The sequence below is a fragment of the Kribbella sp. NPDC051586 genome (assembly GCF_044453965.1).
GTDB lineage: Bacteria > Actinomycetota > Actinomycetes > Propionibacteriales > Kribbellaceae > Kribbella.
In genome coordinates this window covers 776,485-796,618 of the sequence record NZ_JBITDF010000005.1, presented here as the reverse complement: position 1 = coordinate 796,618, position 20,134 = coordinate 776,485, and the positions used below count along the sequence as shown (strand labels likewise).

Below are 20,134 nucleotides of genomic sequence, written 5' to 3'. Positions count from 1 at the left end.
TATGAATGAGCTGAGTTCCACCGACGTGTTCCTCCGGCATCGGGAGTTGTTGTTCTCGATCGTCTACAACATCCTCGGCAGCGTCGCCGACACCGAGGACGTGTTGCAGGAGACCTGGCTGGCCTGGTCGGGGCGGGCCGGCATCGAGAACCCGCGGGCCTATCTCGTTCGCGTCGCGGTCAACGCGGCGCTGGCCCGGCGGACGACGATCAACCGGCGCAAGGAGGAGTACGTCGGTCCGTGGCTGCCGGAGCCTGTGATCACCCCGGTCGACCCGGTCGAGCAGGCGGAGACCGTGTCGCTCGCGGTCCTCGTCGTACTCGAGACGCTGACGCCGTTGGAGCGCGCGGTCTTCGTCCTGCATGAGGTGTTCGGCTACTCGCACCCGGAGATCGCCGAGTTGGTCGACCGTACGCCGGCCGCCGTACGGCAACTCGCTCACCGGGCCAGGGAGCATGTGCAGGCCCGGAGGCCGCGTTTCGCGGCAGATCCGCGGGTTCAGGAGGAGGTGACCCAGCGGTTCGTCGACGCGATCGTGGGCGGTGATCTCAACGCGCTGATGCAGGTGCTCGCGCCGGACGTCACCCTGTGGGCCGACGGCGGCGGCAAGGCCCGGGCAGCCGGACTGCACCCGGTACAAGGCCGGGACCGGATCGCGCGACTGATCGTCGGCGACGCCGACCGCCGGCCGATCGAGCAGCTCGACGTGCGGTATCGCCGGATCAACGGCGATCCGTCCGCTGTGCTGCTGTCCGGCGACACCCTGTTCGCGGTCATCGTGCTCGACGTCGACGGCGACGAGATCACCGGCATCTACGCCGTGACGAACCCGGAGAAGCTGACCCACCTGGACGTGACGCGATGAGGCTCACCTTGTTCGCCGCGACGGGCGGGGTCGGCCGCCAGCTCCTGCGGCAGGCGGTCGCGGCCGGTCATGACGTCACCGCCGTCGTTCGCGATCCGAATGCCTTCCGCGGGGAGGTGCGTACGGTCCGGACGGACCTGTTGTCGGCCGATGCCGACGTACTGCGGGAAGCCGTCGACGGAGCGGACGCCGTACTGTCGGGCCTGGGCCCGCGAAGCCGCTCGGAGGTGGGAATCGTGTCGGCCGGGACCCGGAGAATCGTCGACGCGATGCTCGCGACCACGGCTCGCCGGCTGGTGATCATCAGCGTCGCAGGTATCGGACTCCCACCTGGCGGACCCCGTTCGCTGCGGGAGCGGCTGCTCAGCGGGGTTGCGGTTGCTGTGATGCGCAAGCACTACGCGGACGTCGCGGCGATGGAGACGATGCTCCGGACGACCTGTCTGGACTGGACCTCGGTCGGGGTGCCGCTGCTGTCCGACGATCCGCCGACCGGGACGTACCGGACGGCCGTCGGTCGGCGACTGCCGAAGGCCTACCGGCTGTCGCGGGCCGACGCCGCACACTGCATGCTCGCAACCCTCGACCAGCCCGAGACGGTTCGCCGGACGATTGCGGTGGCGTACTGATGCTGCCGACCTTTGTAGTGGTGATCGTGGGCGTCACCGTGGCTATCAACGCGTTCTCAGGGATTGCGGCGATCCTGCACTGGCAGGCGATCCTGCCCGGCATGGTGAAAGCAGGCGTGCCGGAGTCGTGGTTGTCCTTCCCGATCGGGACGTTGAAGGCAACTGGTGCGGCCGGACTCCTGGCCGGGCTGCTGATCCAGGTTCCGGCACTGGTCGTTGCCGCCGCGATCGGGCTGGTGCTGTTCTTCGTATGCGCCTTGTACACGCATGTGCGCGCTGCGGATTACACCGCGCAGTTCTTCCTCGCCGTGTTCTTCCTGGGCATGGCAAGCGCCTCGCTGGTGCTTACCCTGACCGCATGACTGTGAGACCTGCTGTTGGCGAGGACGCCGAGGCCGTCGCTGCGATCTGGTACGGCGGTTGGCGCGACGGGCATCTCGGGCACGTGCCGGACGAACTGGTCACGTACCGGACCGAGGAATCGTTCGGGACGCGTGCTGCGCAACGGGTTGCGGACACGACTGTTGCCCTGGTGGGGGAGGAGGTCGCCGGGTTCGTGATGGTGGTGGGCGACGAGGTCGAGCAGGTGTACGTCTCGCGCGCTCACCGCGGATCGGGAGTAGCCGGCACGCTACTCGCCGAAGCCGAACGGCAGGTGAAAGCAGGAGGACACCGGGAAGCCTGGCTGGCGGTGGCGACCGGGAACGCGCGGGCCCGTCGGTTCTACGAGCGCAGCGGCTGGACGGACGGTGGCGCGTTCGACTATCCGGCCGCTGTGGAAGGCGGAACCATACCGGTGCCGTGCCACCGCTACGTGAAGCCGGTCTGAACAGACGCAGGATTCCCCTGTAATTCCGGCTGTCGCACGGTCAACCGGCCCGGACCGGGGTTAGTTTGCTTTGGCAAGCATTCCCGTACTCCGAAGAAGGTCACCATGGCATTCCGTTCCTGGCGCCGGCCGTCCCGCCGGATGGTTCTGACCAGCGTCGCCGCGGTCGCGATGACCTCGGTCGTCGGTGGGGTCGCGTACTCGGCCGGCGCTGCGAACCCGCAGCCGGCCATCCAGACGTCGACGCCGCACAGCGAGAAGCAGGTCACGAACATCGACGTACTGCGGCAGCAGTTGCGCAACTACTACGGCGACCCGCTCGGCAGCGGCACGTTCGCGGACAACAGCAACTACGCCAAGGAGGCCCGCTCGGTAGCCGCCGCGGGCAAGCACTGGATCTCGGTCCCGCACCACACGCGCCGGACCAAGGCGATCCTGCTCGACGTCGACGACACCTCGCTGGCGACCTGGAACTACGAGATCTTCAGCAACTGGGCGTTCAACCCGACGACGAACGCGGACTACGTGCTGAACCAGCGGTTCCCGGCCGTACCGGGCATGGTCGACCTGGTGAAGACGGCCGCGCGTGAGGGGTACGCGATCTTCTTCCTGACCGGACGCGGCGCCGCGCAGGAGAAGGCCACGCTGGGCAACCTGACCGCCGACGGCATCGGTGTCGACGCCGGCTATCCGGATCCGACGACGCTGCGCAACGGTGAGGACGGCCTGTTCACCAAGCCGGCCGTCGCCGACTACCCGGACTACCTGAAGAAGGCCTGCGCGGCGGACCCGAACGGCTCGTGCACGACGATCCACTACAAGTCGGCGACCCGCGCGCACATCGAGTCCCTCGGCTACGACATCGTCGCGAACTTCGGCGACCAGTTCTCCGACCTGAAGGGCGGCTTCGCGGACCGCACTTTCAAGCTGCCGAACCCGAACTACTACCTGCCCTGATCACGCTCGGGGCAGAGCGCCGTACAGCAAGGTGCGCAGGGAATCTGTGAGGGCCGGCTCGAACTCCATCCGGATGGCGTGGAGTGACGGGTCGGCCTCGTAGGCGGCGAGGATGGCGGGGACGGGATGCGAGTGGGTCCAGATCGCGCCCGCGAGCAGGCTTGCGGTCGCGATGAACCGGGCCGCTCCGTCCTCGCCGACCTCCGGTAGTACGCCGACGACCACCTCGATCATCCGCACATAGCTCGCCGCGGCCCCGCGCTTGAAGGCGAGGGCGGTCTCGGTGGAGATGTTCCGCTCCAGGACACCTGCCTGTGCGCCCAGCAGGTCGCAGAGCACCGGTCGCTCCGCGAGTGTGCCGACCACCGCGGAGATCAGCTGTTCGCTGCGGTCGTTGATCGACAGCTCGGGCAGCGCATCGCCCGCCATGGCGTCCAGATCCTCGACCCAGTCCGCCAGCTCGGCGCTGGACAGCTCGAGCAGGACGGCCTCGCGGGAGTCGAAGTAGTTCAGCACGTTCGACTTGGCCAGGCCGACGCGGCGACTCAGCTCGTTGAGGCTGACGTCCGCGACCGGCATCTCGGTCAGCATCGTGGCGGCCGTGGCAAGGATCGCCCTCCGCCGCTCGGCCCGCTGCTCGTCGCTTCGCGCGCGCTGGAATGTCTTCACGCTCACATTCTACAGACCATCGGTCTGTTGTTATCGGACCAGCGGTCTGATAGCGTCGGAGCCATAACAGACCATCAGTCTTTTATGGAGTGTGGATGATGTACGACGTTCCCGATCAGACCGGCAAGCTCGTTGTCGTCACCGGCGCCAACAGCGGCACCGGCAAGGAAGCCACCAAGCGGCTCGCAGCCGCGGGTGCACGGGTGGTGATGGCGGTCCGGACTCCGGCCAAGGGTGAGGCGGCGAAGGCCGAGATCCTCGCCGCACACCCCGGCGCCCAGCTCGAGATCCGGCGGGTCGACCTCGCCGACCTGGCCTCGGTCCAGGAGTTCGCCGAGAAGCTCGCCGCCGACGAGTCGCACGTCGACGTGCTGGTGAACAACGCCGGTGTGATGGTTCCGCCGACCCGGATCGCCACCAAGGACGGCTTCGAGCTGCAGTTCGGATCGAACTTCCTCGGTCCGTTCGCGCTCACCGTGCGGCTGCTGCCGCTCGTCCTCGCAGCGCCGGCGCCTCGGATCGCGACGATGGCCAGCGGCGCCGCGAACTTCGGCAGCATCCACTTCGACGACCTGCAGTGGGACAAGCGGTACCGGCGGACCGCGGCGTACTCGCAGTCGAAGCTCGCCGACCTGATGATGAGCAACCAACTGGCCAAGCTCTCTGCCGACCGCGGTTGGGGCCTGCTCAGTGTCGCGGCGCACCCCGGCTACACCCGCACCAACCTGCAAAGCGCCGGTGCCGCGCTCGGCCGGGAGCGGCCGTCGCTTCTCAACCGGGTGGGCATGCGCTTCAACCCGCTCCCGAAGCAGGACGTCGAGATGGGCGCCGAGCCGCTCCTGTTCGCGGCCGCCGACCGTGCCGCCGAGGCCGGCGGCTACTACGGTCCTTCGGGCCTCTTCGGTCTCGTCGGTCCCACCGCCGCGGCCAAGCAGCCGAAGGCCGCTTTGGACGCCGAGACCAGCGCCCGCCTGTGGAAGGTTGCCGAGGGCCTGACGGGGGTGTCGCTCCCGTCTATCCTGCCCAAATGAGCGAGTGGTCGAGCGGGGGAATCTACGAGTCGTACGTCGGCCGCTGGAGCCGGCTCGTAGCGGCGGAGTTCATCGACTGGATCGAGAGGCCGGCGGGTCTGCGCTGGCTCGACGTCGGCTGCGGTACGGGCGCGCTGACCAGCACGATCCTGCGGACGGCCGATCCGGCGGCCGTGCTTGGGGTCGACCCGTCGGAAGGCTTCATCGAGTACGCGCGGCAGTCGATCCACGACGTGCGTGTGAGCTTCGACCTCCGGTCGGCGGCCGACCTGCCCGATGGTCCCTTCGACGTCGTGGTCTCCGGCCTGGTTCTCAACTTCGTCCCCGAGCGGGTCGAGGCGCTGCGCCGGATGCGCGAGATCGGGTCGAGGGTCGCGGTCTACGTGTGGGACTACGCCGACGGCATGCAGGTGATGCGGTACTTCTTCGACACGATGCTCGCGCTGCGGCCGCAGGACGCCGACCAGGACGAGGGCACCCGATTCCCGTTCTGTACGGCGGACGGTCTGGAGGGCATGTTCCGCGAGGCCGGGTTCGCCGACGTGCGGACGCGCGCGATCGACGTACCGACGGTGTTCACGTCGTTCGACGACTACTGGGAGCCGTTCCTCGGCGGGACGGGCGTCGCTCCGGCGTACTTGCGCAGTCTGGACTGGGCCGACCAGGCCGCGATGCGCGAGGGCGTGCGGGAGCGGTTGCCGATCGAGGCGGACGGTTCGATCAGGTTGACTGCCCGGGCGTGGGCCGCGGTCGGTTGAGGTAGTCACGGCGGAGGTAGCCGAACAGCAGGTCGTCCGTCCACTCGCCCTTGAACCAGGTGTTGGACAACCGATGGCCCTCGCGGGTGAAGCCAACCCGCTCGAGTAGCCGGGCCGATGCGGTGTTGCGGGCGTCGGCCTCGGCGGAGACCCGATGCAACTCCCGCTCGACGAAGAGGTGCTCGAGCAGCCCGCGCACGGCCTCGGATGCGTACCCCATCCCTTGGTACTCCGTTGCGAGCGTGAAGCCGAGCTCGCCCTGCATCAGGTTCTCGTGCAGGTTGAGGCCGAGGTCCCCGATCAGTACGCCGTCCAGGTCGACGGCGTACTGGAACCAGCCGGGCGCCTCCGGATCGCCGTTCGCGAACCGCTCGACCGTCTCCCGGGCGTCGGCGAGCGGCATCGGCGCCTCCCAGCCCTGGTAGTGGGCGACCGCCGGATCCGAGCGGTACGCGGCGAACCGCTCGGCATCGGCCGGCGTGAAGCGGCGCAGGGTCAGCCGCTCGGTGCGCACGAACATCGGGCCATCATGTCAAAACCGCGGGCTCGACTCCGTCCTAGGAGTGAGAGGAGTGCGCCGATGAAGTTCCTACTGATCCTGCAGGGTGATGGTGAACCGCGCCTGCACCGCGACGAGTTCGAGCGAGTGGCCCACGACGCCGGCGAACTGGTCGGCGGTGAACTGCTCGCCGATCCCCAACTGTCCGTCCAACTCCCCGACTGTGAGCCGACCCGGATCGACGGGTACTACGTGGTCGACGTGGAGACCCGTGAACGGGCGATCGAGCTCGCGCGCCTGCTACCGGACGCGCGAGCTGCCGGTCGCTCGGTCGAGATCCGCGCCGTCATGCACCCGACCGCCGCGGACTTCTAGACCACCTTGAACCACAAACTCGTGGCCAGCGCGGTCTCGTTGACGCTCAGGCGTTCGAGCCGGACCGTGCGGCCGCCGGGGTGGTCGAACAGACGGGTGCCGTCGCCGAGCATCGCCGGGGCGAACAGGAGCAGGACCTCGTCCAGTTCGCCGGCCTCGATGCACTGCTTGGCGATATTGGCGCCGATCACGTTCACATACTTGTCGCCGGCTGCCTCCTTCGCCTGGGCAAGTGCCTTGGTGAAGTCGTCGACGTACGTCACATGGGACTCCGCCTCGGCCGGTGGGTGGTGCGTGACGACGTACATCGGTCCGCTCCACCCACCGCCGAAGGCCTGGCCCTCGCCGGCCTCACCCTTGAACGGATCGTCCCCGTCGTGCGACCGGCGACCGGCGAGGATCGATCCGATCCGCGGGATCAGCTCGTCGACCTCGGGGTTCGGGCCCAGGTACGGGCGCATCCACTGCATGTCGCCGTCCGGGCCGGTGATGAAGCCGTCCACCGACAGCGTCACCGAGTACAACACCTTCGCCATCTGCGCCTCCTGCTCGTTGGTTGGTGTCCGTTGAGACGAGCGAGGGCAGGAAAACTCATCGTGCGGATCGCCAGGCCATCACAATTGCCGCCGGCGGACATCGGCCGGCGTGGACGCCGCGTCGGGCGTGGACTGTGATGGCCTGGGGATCCGCGACTCATCCAGCCTGCGGGCCCACGTCCGTGGGCTTCAGCGGGCGGTTGTGTGGCGTGGCCTTGCTGTACTCGTCGGCGCCGACGTCCGCCGTGCCGGTGCGCGGGTGGTCGTCGAGGTCGCGGGTGACTGTCGGGTACGTCTTGCTGGCCGCGTTGATCGCCGGGCTGCCGGCGGTGAGGCGACGTACGCCGTCCGCGCCGGTCGCGAGCTTCGGGTCCTTCCGCGTGGATCCGCCCGCGGGGATGGTGCCGTCGGTCGCGGCACCCCAGCAGAGGTTGCCCGCGAACGCGATCCCGTCCAGGTACGGCATGGAGACCAGCTGCTTGCCGGCGTCGCCGACCAGCAGGTTGTCGGTGATCGAGCAGCCGAGCGGCGGCAATGGACGCTGTGACTCGCCACTGATCGCTGTTCCACAGGATTGAACGGTGTTCAGTGCGATTGTCACACGGTCAGGCGCGTCGTTGCCGCGGCGGCTCTCCGGGGAGTCCTCGGGCTTGTGGTCGCGGACACTGCCACTGCCCAGCACGATGCCGGAGGCGGCGATCTGCTCGGCGTAGTTGTTCACGATCAGGTGGTCGTTGCCGTAGATCCGGATTCCGTTGCTACCGGCAAGGATGAAGTTGGCGTCGACGCGGGAGCGGTTGCCGTGCCGGAGCACGATCCCGCCGAGACTGTCGCGGATCGTGTTGTGCCGGATGGTGTTGCCGGTCGACTTGACCGAGATCGCCTCCGGATCGCCGTTGCAGCGCTCGAACAGGTTCTCCTCGACGATCGCGCCGGCGTCGCTGAGCGACCGGCCGCTCAGCCCGAGCCGGATCGGTTCGCCGCCGTTGTCCCCGGCGTAGGTGTGGTCGGAGAAGTAGTTCCGGACGATGTGCACGCCGCGGGCCATCCCGTCCGAGCCGGGACCCTCGACACCGAGGAAGACGCCGAGCTTCGACTTCCCGTGGAAGTGATTGCGCTCGACCGCCGTCGCGTCGCCGCGAACCATCACCCAGTGCAGCCCTTCGATGTCGCCGAGCTGGATGTCGTTCCGGCTGATCCGGACATGCTGACACGTCGTCGGCACCTCGAACGTGGTCTGCTGCCGGAGCTTGAACCCGTCGATGACGACGTACGACGAGTCCGCGAGGACGAACCCGTTGGTGCCGGTGAGCGTCACGCCGCCGACCGACTCCGCGCGGACCGTGATCGGCGCGGCCGCCGTCCCGTGCTTGCCGCTGACCGAGATGGTCTGGTCGCCGGGTACGTCGTACGTGCCGTTGGCCAGCACGATGTCGGCGCCGGGCTTGGCGACGGCGATGGCCTTGCGCAGCTCGTCCAAGGTGCGGGCCCGGACGGCTCGGGCTCTGGCGGTCGTGCCGCTCGCGGGTCTGGCGACAGCTGTCGCGGTGAGACCGAGGCTGCCGATCAGGAACGTACGACGGTGCAGGTTGCGCATGGTTCCTCCTGGGAGGTGGGGCGGTAGGCGCTCAGTGTGGAGCGCCAGGCGATGAGCTGGCAAGCGCTTACCGCGCGAGTCCGGCGGATCTCCCGCGGGGCGGGACGCCGGCGCCGGAGGTTCCACGACGGCGGGCCGCAGGTGTCGCGACCACGGGGCCGCAGGTGTCGCGACGACAGGGCCGCAGGTGTCGCGGGGACGGGGCCGTAGGTGTCGAGACACAGCCCCGGTGCGGCGCGCGGCCGGTTTGCTGGATAGCCTTCCGGCAATCCCGGTTTTCGGATGACGGCGCGGAGGTGGGGCAGGCCATGCCGGACTACGGGCAGCTGGACCTGATCGACCTCGACCGGGCCTCCCAGGCGCGGGTGTACGACCTGCTGCTCGGCGGCAAGAACAACTTCGAGGTCGACCGGCGCCTCGTCCAGGAACTGCTCAAGATCGCGCCGGAGTTGCCCGAGCTGACCAAGCAGAACCGGCGCTGGCTGGCCGAGGCGATCGGCCGGATGACGACCGAGGGCGAGATCGACCAGTTCCTCGACCTCGGCGCCGGCCTGCCCACCGCGTTGAACACGCACGAGATCGCCCAGCAGGCCAACGCGGCCGCGAAGGTCGTGTACGTCGACCACGACCTGACCGCGATCTCGCACGGCCAGGCCCTGCTGGCCGATGACCAGCGCAGCTTCTTCGCCGGCGTCGACCTGACCGAACCGGCCGCCGTGCTCAACCACCCGGATGTGACCGCGGGGCTCGACCTGACCCGGCCGGTCGGGATCCTGCTCGGCCTGGTGCTGCACAACGTCCCGAGTCCGAAGGCGGTCCAAGTCATCGCGGACTACCTGGCCGCCGTGCCGTCCGGCTCCTACTTGGCGCTCACCCAGCCGCTGAACCCCCGCGACGGCGGCAGGCTGGCCGAGTTCTCGACCGCCATCGAGGAGAAGCTGCAGGACGCGTTCCCGCAGATCGGGTTCCGCACGCGGGCCGAGACCGAGGAGCTCGTCGGCGGGCTCGAGTTGGTCGCGCCCGGGCTGGTCGACCTGACGTCGTGGTGGTCGGACGACGCACAGATCCTCAGCTCGACCGGCGCCGGGCAGCTCCTCCTGGTCGCGCTCGGCCGCAAGCCGTAGCGTCCCGTGAGCGGGACACTGAGAATTCGCTGGTGTCAGGCTTTCGGCCGGACGATGATGGGTCGCATGTCTGCCAAGGCTGCTGCCGCTCACTGATCGCATCGCGCCCGATGACTCCTGGCGCGCGACCTGATCACGCCCGTCCCGCGGACGGGCTCCGTAGCGTGCAGTCCTTCAGCCTTGGAGCTTTCGTATGAATACCCAGTTCGAGGTCGCGTGTGACGAGTCGGGGTTCTCCGGAACCAACCTGCTCGACCCCGCCTCGCCCGTGATCACCCACGCCAGCATCGACCTCGACCTACCCGCGGCCTCCGCGATCGTCGACGTACTGCGCAAACGCCTGCGCCAGCGGACGGAGTACAAGTCCAATCAGCTGCTGCGGCCCGAGCAGCGGCCTGCCCTGGAGTGGCTGCTCACGACCTTGCGCGGCCATGCGCACGTCCACGTCATCGACAAGACCTCGTACGTCGCGGCGCGGGTGGTGGAGCTGTTCACCGAGGAGCCGTCGTACGGCGCGGGGACCAGCCTCGGGGCGGACCATTCCGAGGCCGTGGCGGCGTTGCGGCATCAGACCGGGTTCCTGTCGGCGTTCGTGGACCTGGCCCGGACCAAGCGGGTGCGGCTGATGGATCACGACGCCGTGGACAGGTTCTTCGCGACGATGCCGGCCGACGTACCTGCGCTGGGCGGGGTGACCCGGGCCCGGGTCGAGGAGGTGATGCAGCGGCTGATCGACGAGGATCCGGAGATCCCGCCGCCGCTCGAGCCGCTGGTGCCGGCGCTCGCCGAGACAGTCTTGTACTGGAGCGCCGGCCGGCGATCGGTCGCCGTCGTGCACGACGAGCAGAGTGCGCTGACCCGGGGCCGGGTTGCCAGGCTCGGAGCGTTCCTGGCCGAGCGGTTCGAGCCGGCGCCGTTGCGGTCGTTCACGCAGGTCGACTCCAAGCACGATCCGCGCGTGCAGGTCGCGGACTTCCTGGCCGGGATCGCGCGCCGCCGTACGCCGGACCTGGAGGAACTCCTGGAGCCCTACACCTGCGCGGCGACGAAGTCTTCCCAGGTGTGAGTGCCCCGGTCGGCGCCGGTCAGGGTCAGGTTGGCGCCTGCCCGGTACACCTTGCCGGCCTTACCGGGCACGCGGATCGGGAGCGACGGGCGGTGCTTGCCCGTGGCCCGCAGGTAGTCGTGGGCGAGCTCCGACAGGCTGTAAACCTTCGGGCCGACCAGGTCCGGGACGAGGCCCTGCGGCTCACCGAGTGCGAGCTCGACGAGTCGCTCGGCGACGTCCCGCCCGTCGACCGGCTGGAACCGGATCCCGCCGGGCGCCAGCAGTACCGGCAGCTTCGCCATCGCGCGCACGGTGTTCCAGGCGAAGTCGTGCAGCTGGGCCACCCGCAGTACCGACGAGGGCACGGACGACTGGAGAACAGCCTGCTCAGCGCCGAGCTTCGCCTTGAAGTACGTCAGCGGCAGTTGGTCGACCGCGGTCACCGAGATGTGCACCAGGTGTCCGACGCCGGCCTGCTCGGCTGCCTTGACCAGGTTGCGGGTGCCGATGTCGTCGCCCTTCGGTCCACCGGCCAGGTGCAGGATGACGTCCACTCCGGCCACCGCCTGGTCCAGTCCGTCGCCCTTCAGGAGATCGACGGCCAGGTACTCGACACCGTCGCCGCGGTCGTGGGCGTGCCGGCTGAGGACCCGGACCTTGCAGCCGGCCGCCTGCAGCAGCGGTACAGCGTGCCGGCCGATCGTTCCGGTCCCACCCGTCACCAGAATCGTGCTCATGATGTGTTCCTCTCTTCGCGTGGATGTCCTGCTGACGGATCCCGGCGGGGGGAGTGTGACGGGATGTGAGCTGGAATACATCCAGGAGAAATGTCGAGGGCCGCGCACGGCCTCCGACGTCATCGGTGCCGGGGCGCAGTACGGCGTACCGGCTCAGACTGGAGGTCACGATGAAGTACGTGGTTCTGATCCACTCCAACCCGCAGCCGTGGGGCCACCCGACGATCGACTTCACCGAGGTGGGCCGGGCGATCCCGGCGGCCGAGCGGGAGGCGATGGGCAAGGAGTTCGACGCGATGCTGGCCGAGCTGTCGGCGTCGGGTGAACTGGTCAGCGGGCTCGCGCTGGACGCGCCGTCGACGACCCGCACATTCCGTTGGGAGGGCAAACGACCGGTGAGCACCGACGGTCCGTACGCCGAGTCGAAGGAGCAGTTGGCCGGCTTCTTCGTCCTGGACTGCGCGACGCGGGAGCGGGCCGAGGAGCTGGCGGCCAAGTTCGCCGGGCCGGGCGACGTGATCGAGCTCCGCCCCGAGATGGAATTCTGAGCCGGAATTCTGGGACGGAGTTCTGACCTGGACGGCACCGGGATCCGGCTGAGCTCGCCGACGATCAACTGCCCGGACGCGGCGGCCCTCGGCCGTTTCTACGCCCCGCATCACCGGCGGGCAGGTGGTGTACACGGACCCGGTCTGGGTGACCGTCGACGGGCCGGGCGGCCGGATCGACTTCCAGACCGACCCTGCGTATCTGCGCCGACGCGGCCGGATCCCACGGTGCCGATCCAGTTCCACCTCGACTTCTACGTCGAGGACCTCGCCGCCGCGGCCGGGCATCCGTTCTGACTGTCGACGTGGGATTTGCTCGAGAAGTAGCGATTCCGGACAGTAACGCGCGGTGTGACGTAATCCGGGGATTCCGAGTGACGTACGCCGTACCGCAGTTGGAGAAGGTCCAATATTCTATGGGACTTACCGAGGGCCAGGAGGGTGCCGTGACCACTGTCTTGCTGATGGGGCCGCCGGGGGCGGGCAAGGGAACCCACGCCGGTCACCTGGCCGAGCATCTCGGTGTGCCCGTCATCTCCACCGGCGATCTGTTCCGCCGCAACATCGCGGACGACACCGAGCTCGGGCGGACGGCCAAGCGCTACCTCGACGCGGGTGAGTACGTGCCCGACGAGGTCACCAACGAGATGGTGCGCGACCGGCTCGCGCAGGTCGACGCCCGGCCGGGCTTCGTCCTGGACGGGTACCCGCGCACGCTCGACCAGGCCGGCGTGCTGGACGACATCCTCGACCAGCAAGGGCGTGAGCTCGATGCGGCCCTGGTGCTGCAGGTCGCGATCGAATCGTTGGTCCACCGCCTGCTCCGCCGCGCCGAGATCGAGCACCGCTCCGACGACACCGAAGCCGTCATCCGCCGCCGCTTCGAGGTCTACCACGACCAGACCGCTCCGCTGATGCACTTCTACGCCAGGCGGGGCATCCACCACGAGGTCGACGCGTCCGACGACATCGACACCGTGCGCGCCCGCGTCTGGCAGGTCGCCGTACAACTCAAGCCGGCCGCGTAAACCGCTCCCGGATGGTTGCGGCCAGTCCGCCCGCGATCACCCGCCCGCGACAAAGATGACAAAGGCAACCACCTGGCCCACCGACCAGGGCGAGCGCGCTGAGCTGGGTGCCGAGTGCGCCGCCGAGGCGCCGTCCGGTTGTTCCGGCGGTTCGTGGTGGAGAAGTACGGCGTGGGGCCGGTCAGGAGCGCCAGGCCGGGGCTACTGATTTGCGGTAGGTGCGGCCGAAGAGGCCTGTTATTACCGTGAGGACTGGTTTGGGGACCGTGTGGGCGATGGCATCGGTCTCCTCGGGGGTGGCGCCGTCGAGAGCCCACGCGAAGAAGGTGCCGCCCTGGACCGGGCCGACCTTGGCGAACTCTCGGCCCATCGCCTTCATCTCGGGAGTGTCCTTCTTCGCGAGGTAGACGGGCTCGATCTCCGCCTCCTCGTGGTCGAGGTGCACGACCGTGACCCGCTGCAGCTCCAGCATCGCGGCGTGGGCGAGTGTCGCGTCGGCCGCGCTCGCGGACTTCTCCAGCTTGCCCATTGCCGTCCGGGCCTTGGCCAGCGCACTCGCCATCGTGTCGTGCTCGGCGTCCAGTTGGGTCAGCAAGTCCCGGCTCACGCCGACCTTCTCCAGCGCCGGCCACGCGGTGTCGTGCTCGCCCTCGTGGTGCCGGGTCAGCTGCTCGTCGAAGTTCTGCCAGGCCGCCGCCAACTGCTCGGCCCGCGCGCGGTCCCCGTCCGGGAACCGCCCCAACGCGTCCAGGAAGCGATCAAGATCCCGCCGTACGGCGGCATGGATCGCCTTGTTCATGCTCATTTCCCCCATGACCGGAGTCTAGGCTGATCAGAGCTGGAAGGGGACTGTTCGGATGAGTAAGACAGTTGAGTTCACCGGCGCGGTCCGGCGCTGGGACCCTGCGAAACCTGGTGGTCTCGCGGTGGTCGACGTACCGGCTGATTGCGTCGAGCAACTAGGTGGCCGCAAGCAGCGACGGGTGGCCGGAACCCTCAACGGCGCCGACTTCTCGGGGAGCGCGATGCTCGTCGCCGGCGGCGGATTCTGCGTCGGGGTCAGCAAGGCAGCGCTGAAGGCGGCGGGCGCCGCGGTCGGTGACGAGGTCCGGCTCGTTCTGGAGCGGGAACAACCCTCGTCCGTGACCGGTTGATGCTGACTATGCATGGGGAGTACAAGGTGCCGGGCGGGAAGCTCGTGGTCGCGGATCTCGAGGTGGTGGACGAGCATGTGAAGACCGCACAGATCTCCGGCGACTTCTTTCTCGAGCCGGACGATGCGTTGGAGCGGATCAACGGCGCCTTGGCCGGCTTGCCGATTGCGTTGCCTGCGGCCCAGATCGCGGCGCGGGTGCGCGGCGTGCTCGGCGACGGGGTCGAGATGCTCGGGTTCTCCCCGGAGGCGGTCGCGGTTGCCGTACGACGTGCGTTGACCGGGGCAACCGGTTGGCGGGACCACGCGTGGCAGTTCGTGCACGACGTACCGCGGGAGCCCGCGTTGCAGATGGCGCTCGACGAAGTACTGACCGAGCAGGTCGGATCGGGTGAGCGACCACCGACGCTGCGGGTCTGGGAGTGGGCCTCCAACGCGGTGATCATCGGCAGCTTCCAGTCCCTGCGCAACGAGGTCGACCTGGACGGCGCCGCGCGGCACGACGTGACCGTGGTACGGCGGATCAGCGGCGGCGGCGCGATGTTCGTCGAGCCGGGCAACACGATCACGTACTCGCTGTACGTGCCGGAGTCGCTCGTCTCCGGCCTGTCGTTCATCGAGTCGTACGCGTTCCTCGACGACTGGGTCATTGGTGCGCTCAACGATCTCGGCATCGCGGCGACGTACCAGCCGATCAACGACATCACCTCGCCGGCGGGCAAGATCGCCGGCGCTGCGCAGAAGCGGTTCGCGGGCGGCGCGGTCCTGCACCACGTGACGATGGCGTACGACATGGACGCCGGCAAGATGCTCGAGGTACTGCGGATCGGCCGGGAGAAGCTGTCCGACAAGGGGACGACGAGCGCCAACAAGCGCGTCGACCCGCTGCGCAGCCAGACCGGTCTCGACCGTGCTGACGTGATCGAGCGGATGGTGGGCACGTTCCGGAACCGCTACGGCCTGGCTGCGGGCGCGATCGACGCCGCGACCGTCGAGCTCGCTCAGGAACGGGTCGCGGCCAAGTTCGGCACGGAGGAGTGGCTCACGCGGGTGCCGTGATCGGTACGGCGTTCCCGCAGACCCGCACGCGGTTGTCGTCGGCCCTCAACTCGACGGTGATCAGGCTGGGCCGACCCAGGTCGTCACCCTGGTGCAGCGTGATCGTGGGCTGTCCGAGCCCGAACTCCCGCAGGTAGGCGCCGAACGCGGCCGCCGCCGCGCCCGTCGCGGGATCCTCGACGACACCGCCGACGGGGAACGGATCCCGCACGTGGAACGTGGTCGGGGACTCCCGCCAGACGAGCTGCAGGGTGGTGAGGTCGCGCTCGAGCATGTACGCGAGCAGGCGATCGAAGTCGTAGTCCAGCTCGGCGAGTCGTTGCCGGGTCGCCGCACTCAGGACGAGATGCCGTGCGCCGGCGTAAGCGATCCGCGCCGGCAGATCCGGGTCGAGGTCGGTCGCCTCCCACCGCAGGATGTCGAGGACATCTGTCAGGTCCCCAGCAGGCTCGACTGACGGCTCGACGCTGGTGAGGGTCGCGCGCAGTCCGTCGTCAACGGTGACCGGGACCAATCCGGCCTGCGTCGAGAAGACGAACTCACCCGGACCACTCCGCTCGGCGAGGGCGACCGCAGTCGCAACCGTCGCATGTCCACAGAACGGCACCTCGGCCTTGGGCGAGAAGTACCGCACCGGAAGCACATCCGCTCCATCGGTGACGAACGCCGTCTCGGAGTAGCCAACCTCAGTCGCAATCGCCTGCATCGCAACGTCGTCAAGCCCGCTGGCGTCGAGCACCACCCCGGCCGGATTCCCACCCGCCGGATCGGATGTGAACGCCGCGTAGCGAAGTACTGTCGTCATCGTCGAATGACCTCCACATGAGTTGCCCGAGGTGAGGTGATCGTGCCGCCCTCGACAGGTCTGGACGCAGGTGGTGCGTAGGCACGAAGACGTCATGGTGGCACGGCGGGTTGGGACCCCACCATCTGGTCCACGCCTCGTCCTCCAGAACTACCGCGTCCAGTCCAGTTGAGGCTCCGGGATCGCCAGGCCGCGGCCGAATTCCTTTGCCTCCTCGCGAGCCTGGTCGTCTCCCCGCGGGTACCGGAACACGCGCCCCGGGAACACCACGAAGATCTCCCGGTCGTCATGGAAGTCGGCGTACCAACCGGGACTGTCGAGCACCCGCGACAACATCTCGGCCAACTCTTCCCCACGCTCCACCTCGAACTCCAGCAGAGACCACACCGGCGGTTGGTCGGCTGAAGCATTGCCGACGGCGGGCCGGCTGATCTTCCGCACCGTCAGCTGGAGCCGCTCCAGCTCGGTCCCGACCGTGAGGCTCTCCAGGATCAACACTCCGTCGTACATGCCCGCGACCCTACGGACCAGCGCCGACAATTACGGGTATGCAGATCGGGTACGTCATCTTGTACGTCGCGGATCTGGAACGGTCGGTGGCGTTCTACCGGGACATGGTGAGGCTCGCGTACAAGTTCACCGATGCGGGGTACGCGGAGTTCGACGCGGGCGGAGTGCGGTTCGCGTTGTACGAACGGCGCCGCGCCGAGTGGCTGACGGGGCGTGCAGTGACGCCGGGCGCGGGCGGGGAAGTGGTGGTGATGGTCGACGGCGTGGACGCGTACGCCGAGCGGCTGGTCGCGGCCGGCGTACCGCTGCTGAGCGGGCCGGCGGACCGTCCGTGGGGACATCGGACGGTCCATGTTGCCGACCCGGACGGGTTCGTCGTGGAGTTCGCGGAGGAGATCCCGCGGGCCCGTCAGCGGCGGTAGTTCTGCCAGCGGCGGCGGGACATGCCGCTCATCAGGACGATCCAGAACACGCCCCACAGCAACCAAGGCGCGGTCAGGGCGATCGAGCTGATCACCAGGCCGATCATCAGGAACGGCATCAGCATCATGAACGGCGGCGGTGGACCTGGCCTCCGCCGGACGCCGCTCGGACCGCCTTGCGCGACCTGCAGCTCCATCGAGGTCGGCAGGTCGTCGAACAGCGGCTCGAGGTCATCGCTGTACCGCGATCGGGTCGCCTGCTCGCTGCGCTCCTCGAACTCGGCCTGCGTCAACCGCCCGGCGACGAAGTGCTCGCTGAGCAACGAAACAGCCTGGTCCCGCTCCGCGTCGCCGATCCGCACCCGCTTCCTCGGTACGTCGCTCTGCCGGCGAGCGTCGCGCTGCTCGTCCCAGCCGGTCTCGCGCCAGTCGGCGACCAACCTCGGTCCACGCCAATCGCCGTCCCAACCGCGACGGCGGCCCCGATCCGGCGAGGTCATGCCCGGTCCTGCTCGTTGTTCTCCGGGTTGTCGTCGTCCTCGGCGAGGATGCCGTACAGCCTGCGGCGCAGGTCGCCGACCGCCTCGCGGGCCTTCGCCTGCTGGTCCGGCGTACCGCTGGCCATGATCTGCCACATCGCCGTCGCCACCTGCCCGAGCACGGGCTTGAATCCGTTCTCGTCCTCGCTGCCGGGAGCGCTCATCGCCTCCCACGGCGCGGACACCTCGTCCTGGTGCTCGGCGACGTACGCCCGACCCTCGTCGGTGAGCTGGAACGTCCGCCGGCCGACCTCTGCGTCAGCCGCCACCAGCCCCTCGTCCTCGAGCTGCTGCAGCGTCGGGTAGATCGACCCGGGGCTGGGCTTCCACACCCCACCGCTGCGCTCGGCGATCTCCTGGATGATCTGGTAGCCGTTCATCGGCTGCTCGGCGAGCACGGCGAGGATCGCCGCGCGCACGTCACCGCGCCGTGCCTTCGGCCCACGCCACCGCGGCGGCGGACCCCACGGCGGGCCGAACGCCTGGCCGCCGCCGAACATCGCCCACGGCGGCCCGAAGTGCTGGTGCTGCTGGTGTCCCCGGGGCCCGCGCCGGCCGGTCATCGCCGCGCGCAGCTCGTCCAGGATGTCGTCGAAGTTCGAACAATGCCGCGCGAACTGCTGCCAAGGCCAGCCCGCGGCGTACGCCGATCCGGTCATCTCGACCACCCGTCCCTACGAAAGTGATTGCGATAGTTCGACGATATATCGCGAACCATCGCAACCCAAGGGAGTCAGGAATTGAACTTCAGGTCCTGGACGGCAGCGGTCAGGATGACGGAGTTGTCCTGGACGTTGACCCCGGTGACCTGGGCGCCGAACGGGAGCTTCGGGATCTCGATGCCGTCGGACAGGCGGTTCTGCAGCGCGGTCCGGAGGGCGGCCGGGATGCCGTCCGGTAACTGGTCGACGGTCAGCGCCAGGCGGCCGTTGCTGATCTGCGGAGTGATCGGCACGTCGGCGCTGGATCCGCCCAGCGTCAGCTTGGCGTGCAGCTGGCCGTCGACCACGACCACACTCAGCCCTCGCAGCCCGGTGGCCGCGACGGCGAGCCGGCTCAGCTCGCGCGGCGCGAACTGCAGTCGCAGGTCGGTCGAGTCGATGGTCACCGCACCGGACTGCTGTGTCAGCAGTGAGCGCGGCACATGCACGCTGTGCATGTCGACCGTGAGCTTCTCACCCGGGATCTTGGACAGCTTCGGCTGCCCCATCGTCAGTGTGACCTTGGAGAAGTCCTCCTTGAACAGCTGCGGGAAGAACCCGAACCCGCCGATCTTCACCGTGGTGTCCGCCGAGCGCACGTCGTACTTCGCGGCCTCCTTGGTGGCCATCGAGGCGAGCTGGTTCTGCGCGACCACCGCGGCGATCCGGTCCGCGACGACCGCCAGCACCGCCAGCACGACCAGCGTGACAACGAGGCGGCGGAACCCGCGGCCTGGCCTCTTGGAGCTCATTGCTTGCCCTTCCCGATCATTTCGGTGAGTGCGTCGTCGGTCGCCGTCGGTTTGATGCCGAAGGCAACAGTTGCGGCGGTGGAGTCGAGCACGAACGGACGCTGCCACTGGTACTGCATCTCCACCATCTCCCGCGCGGAGGGATCCACCAACCCGGCCAGCTTCAATATCCAGCCCGGCATCGCGGCCATCTTTGCCTGCGGTGCGCCTGCCAGTACGGCGGCGCGCTCGGCGAGTCGGCGGACCGGCACCGGCTCCGGAGTCGGCACGTGCCAGGCGCGTCCCCACGCGCTCTCGTCGCCGGCGACAGCGATCAGGGTCCGCGCGACGTCGCCGACGTACGTCCAGCTGTGCGGCGCGTCCAGGTCGCCCGGCATCATCCCGCGCTTACCGGCGATCACTTTCGGCAACACCGTCACGCTGAACGGCGACACCGCGCCCGCGCCGAGGTAGTCCGACCCGCGCACCTCCGCCGTACGGATCCGACCCGCCTGATGTGCTTCCAGCGCGTCGGCCCACAGTCGCGCCCGCACCTGCCCCTTCACGGTGTTGGGCAGCAGCGGCAGTTCCTCGGTCATCACCCCGTCAACGGCGCCGTACCCGTACAGGTTCCCGGTCGTGACGAGCACCGCACCCGAGGCTTCCGCCGCTGCGATCAACGCCGCGCCGAGCGGAGGCCACTGTGAAGTCCATTTGCTGTACGCCGGTCCCGCGCACGAGTAGATCGCCGTCGCACCCTCGACGTACTTCGCCAGCTCCGTGCCGGCATCGGCAGCGATCCGCTCAGCGCCGTCCGGCCCACCCCCGGACCGGGTGATCACCCGAACCCGTTCCCCCTGCTCGACCAGTCGCCGGGCCACCACGCTCCCGACCGCACCCGCACCGACAACAACCTGCACGCGATTCCCTTCCCATCCGGCCGGCCTTCACAGTACCGATCACCGAGTTCGCTGTGATTCTGTG

At 68.7% G+C, this 20,134-nt stretch carries 27 protein-coding genes; 15 read left to right on the top strand and 12 right to left on the bottom strand.

Translation table 11 applies throughout. The annotated features are described in order from the left end of the window. Position 1: 1 nt before the first annotated feature. From sigJ to ACIA58_RS37545, 5 genes are all read left to right on the top strand, one after another. A complete protein-coding gene (gene sigJ, locus ACIA58_RS37565; RefSeq protein WP_396408618.1) occupies positions 2–865 on the top strand; it encodes an RNA polymerase sigma factor SigJ in 864 nt (287 codons plus the stop codon). Next, the gene (locus ACIA58_RS37560; protein WP_396408617.1) at positions 862–1,494 is read left to right on the top strand and encodes an NAD(P)-dependent oxidoreductase; all 633 of its coding nucleotides are present in this window, start codon (positions 862–864) and stop codon (positions 1,492–1,494) included. The genes sigJ and ACIA58_RS37560 overlap by 4 nt, the downstream gene beginning before the upstream one ends. Then, entirely contained in the window at positions 1,494–1,856 is a 363-nt protein-coding gene (locus ACIA58_RS37555) for a DoxX family protein (protein ID WP_396408616.1), read from the top strand. Before ACIA58_RS37560 ends, ACIA58_RS37555 begins: the two co-directional genes overlap by 1 nt. Next, complete coding sequence (locus ACIA58_RS37550; protein WP_396408615.1) at positions 1,853–2,323, top strand: GNAT family N-acetyltransferase; 471 nt, start codon at positions 1,853–1,855, stop codon at positions 2,321–2,323. Before ACIA58_RS37555 ends, ACIA58_RS37550 begins: the two co-directional genes overlap by 4 nt. Positions 2,324–2,428: 105 nt before the next feature. Further along, positions 2,429–3,280, top strand: coding sequence for an HAD family acid phosphatase (locus tag ACIA58_RS37545; RefSeq protein ID WP_396408614.1), 852 nt, complete (start codon positions 2,429–2,431; stop codon positions 3,278–3,280). Here the strand turns inward: ACIA58_RS37545 and ACIA58_RS37540 are convergent, their stop codons facing one another. After that, positions 3,281–3,949, bottom strand: coding sequence for a TetR family transcriptional regulator (locus tag ACIA58_RS37540; RefSeq protein WP_396408613.1), 669 nt, complete (start codon positions 3,947–3,949; stop codon positions 3,281–3,283). A gap of 95 nt (positions 3,950–4,044) precedes the next feature. On the opposite strand from ACIA58_RS37540, the gene ACIA58_RS37535 reads away from it, so the two are divergent. Next, positions 4,045–4,980, top strand: a complete 936-nt coding sequence (locus ACIA58_RS37535) for an SDR family oxidoreductase (protein WP_396408612.1) — start codon at positions 4,045–4,047, stop codon at positions 4,978–4,980. Then, positions 4,977–5,738, top strand: a complete 762-nt coding sequence (locus tag ACIA58_RS37530) for a class I SAM-dependent methyltransferase (protein ID WP_396408611.1) — start codon at positions 4,977–4,979, stop codon at positions 5,736–5,738. Before ACIA58_RS37535 ends, ACIA58_RS37530 begins: the two co-directional genes overlap by 4 nt. Here the strand turns inward: ACIA58_RS37530 and ACIA58_RS37525 are convergent. Next, a complete protein-coding gene (locus ACIA58_RS37525; protein ID WP_396408610.1) occupies positions 5,701–6,258 on the bottom strand; it encodes a GNAT family N-acetyltransferase in 558 nt (185 codons plus the stop codon). The genes ACIA58_RS37530 and ACIA58_RS37525 overlap by 38 nt on opposite strands. Before the next feature lie 60 nt (positions 6,259–6,318). On the opposite strand from ACIA58_RS37525, the gene ACIA58_RS37520 reads away from it, so the two are divergent. After that, the gene (locus ACIA58_RS37520; protein WP_396408609.1) at positions 6,319–6,612 is read left to right on the top strand and encodes a YciI family protein; all 294 of its coding nucleotides are present in this window, start codon (positions 6,319–6,321) and stop codon (positions 6,610–6,612) included. Here the strand turns inward: ACIA58_RS37520 and ACIA58_RS37515 are convergent. Together ACIA58_RS37515 and ACIA58_RS37510 are read right to left on the bottom strand one after the other, a co-directional pair. After that, entirely contained in the window at positions 6,609–7,148 is a 540-nt protein-coding gene (locus ACIA58_RS37515; protein ID WP_396408608.1) for a dihydrofolate reductase family protein, read from the bottom strand. The two genes, ACIA58_RS37520 and ACIA58_RS37515, sit on opposite strands and share 4 nt — an antisense overlap. 157 nt (positions 7,149–7,305) lie before the next feature. After that, positions 7,306–8,745 (bottom strand): polysaccharide lyase 6 family protein, encoded by a 1,440-nt coding sequence (locus ACIA58_RS37510; protein WP_396408607.1) that lies wholly within the window; start codon positions 8,743–8,745, stop codon positions 7,306–7,308. Positions 8,746–9,053: 308 nt separating this feature from the next. Here ACIA58_RS37510 and ACIA58_RS37505 point away from each other — a divergent pair, with 308 nt between their 5' ends. Together ACIA58_RS37505 and ACIA58_RS37500 are read left to right on the top strand one after the other, a co-directional pair. Further along, entirely contained in the window at positions 9,054–9,869 is an 816-nt protein-coding gene (locus ACIA58_RS37505) for an SAM-dependent methyltransferase (protein WP_396408606.1), read from the top strand. Between the two features lie 193 nt (positions 9,870–10,062). Next, positions 10,063–10,935: a DUF3800 domain-containing protein gene (locus ACIA58_RS37500; RefSeq protein ID WP_396408605.1), complete on the top strand. Its 873-nt coding sequence runs from the start codon at positions 10,063–10,065 to the stop codon at positions 10,933–10,935. Here the strand turns inward: ACIA58_RS37500 and ACIA58_RS37495 are convergent. Then, a complete protein-coding gene (locus ACIA58_RS37495; protein ID WP_396408604.1) occupies positions 10,899–11,654 on the bottom strand; it encodes an SDR family oxidoreductase in 756 nt (251 codons plus the stop codon). The genes ACIA58_RS37500 and ACIA58_RS37495 overlap by 37 nt on opposite strands. 170 nt (positions 11,655–11,824) lie before the next feature. Here ACIA58_RS37495 and ACIA58_RS37490 point away from each other — a divergent pair, with 170 nt between their 5' ends. Both ACIA58_RS37490 and ACIA58_RS37485 read left to right on the top strand, forming a co-directional pair. Further along, positions 11,825–12,202, top strand: a complete 378-nt coding sequence (locus ACIA58_RS37490) for a YciI family protein (protein WP_396408603.1) — start codon at positions 11,825–11,827, stop codon at positions 12,200–12,202. Positions 12,203–12,648: 446 nt separating this feature from the next. Continuing rightward, complete coding sequence (locus ACIA58_RS37485; protein ID WP_396408602.1) at positions 12,649–13,230, top strand: adenylate kinase; 582 nt, start codon at positions 12,649–12,651, stop codon at positions 13,228–13,230. 181 nt (positions 13,231–13,411) lie between these two features. Here ACIA58_RS37485 and ACIA58_RS37480 read toward each other — a convergent pair whose 3' ends face one another. Further along, on the bottom strand, positions 13,412–14,044 hold the full coding sequence (locus tag ACIA58_RS37480) for a hemerythrin domain-containing protein (protein ID WP_396408601.1): 633 nt from the start codon (positions 14,042–14,044) through the stop codon (positions 13,412–13,414). Between the two features lie 43 nt (positions 14,045–14,087). On the opposite strand from ACIA58_RS37480, the gene ACIA58_RS37475 reads away from it, so the two are divergent. Next, positions 14,088–14,384, top strand: a complete 297-nt coding sequence (locus ACIA58_RS37475; protein WP_396408600.1) for a DUF1905 domain-containing protein — start codon at positions 14,088–14,090, stop codon at positions 14,382–14,384. Next, the gene (locus ACIA58_RS37470; protein ID WP_396408599.1) at positions 14,384–15,442 is read left to right on the top strand and encodes a biotin/lipoate A/B protein ligase family protein; all 1,059 of its coding nucleotides are present in this window, start codon (positions 14,384–14,386) and stop codon (positions 15,440–15,442) included. Before ACIA58_RS37475 ends, ACIA58_RS37470 begins: the two co-directional genes overlap by 1 nt. On the opposite strand, the gene ACIA58_RS37465 is transcribed toward ACIA58_RS37470, so the two are convergent. Next, positions 15,426–16,247 carry a PhzF family phenazine biosynthesis protein gene (locus ACIA58_RS37465; protein WP_396408598.1) on the bottom strand — a complete coding sequence of 274 codons (822 nt, stop codon included), beginning with the start codon at positions 16,245–16,247 and terminating at the stop codon, positions 15,426–15,428. The genes ACIA58_RS37470 and ACIA58_RS37465 overlap by 17 nt on opposite strands. A gap of 150 nt (positions 16,248–16,397) precedes the next feature. After that, on the bottom strand, positions 16,398–16,757 hold the full coding sequence (locus tag ACIA58_RS37460; protein ID WP_396408597.1) for a hypothetical protein: 360 nt from the start codon (positions 16,755–16,757) through the stop codon (positions 16,398–16,400). Positions 16,758–16,795: 38 nt separating this feature from the next. Between ACIA58_RS37460 and ACIA58_RS37455 the strand changes: the two genes are divergently transcribed. After that, positions 16,796–17,179, top strand: coding sequence for a VOC family protein (locus ACIA58_RS37455; protein WP_396408596.1), 384 nt, complete (start codon positions 16,796–16,798; stop codon positions 17,177–17,179). Here the strand turns inward: ACIA58_RS37455 and ACIA58_RS37450 are convergent. From ACIA58_RS37450 to ACIA58_RS37435, 4 genes are all read right to left on the bottom strand, one after another. Next, complete coding sequence (locus tag ACIA58_RS37450; protein WP_396408595.1) at positions 17,167–17,679, bottom strand: DUF1707 domain-containing protein; 513 nt, start codon at positions 17,677–17,679, stop codon at positions 17,167–17,169. The two genes, ACIA58_RS37455 and ACIA58_RS37450, sit on opposite strands and share 13 nt — an antisense overlap. After that, entirely contained in the window at positions 17,676–18,377 is a 702-nt protein-coding gene (locus ACIA58_RS37445; protein WP_396408594.1) for a PadR family transcriptional regulator, read from the bottom strand. Before ACIA58_RS37445 ends, ACIA58_RS37450 begins: the two co-directional genes overlap by 4 nt. Before the next feature lie 74 nt (positions 18,378–18,451). Beyond that, complete coding sequence (locus ACIA58_RS37440) at positions 18,452–19,171, bottom strand: DUF2993 domain-containing protein (RefSeq protein ID WP_396408593.1); 720 nt, start codon at positions 19,169–19,171, stop codon at positions 18,452–18,454. Beyond that, the gene (locus ACIA58_RS37435; RefSeq protein ID WP_396408592.1) at positions 19,168–20,070 is read right to left on the bottom strand and encodes an NAD-dependent epimerase/dehydratase family protein; all 903 of its coding nucleotides are present in this window, start codon (positions 20,068–20,070) and stop codon (positions 19,168–19,170) included. Before ACIA58_RS37435 ends, ACIA58_RS37440 begins: the two co-directional genes overlap by 4 nt. Positions 20,071–20,134: the final 64 nt, after the last annotated feature.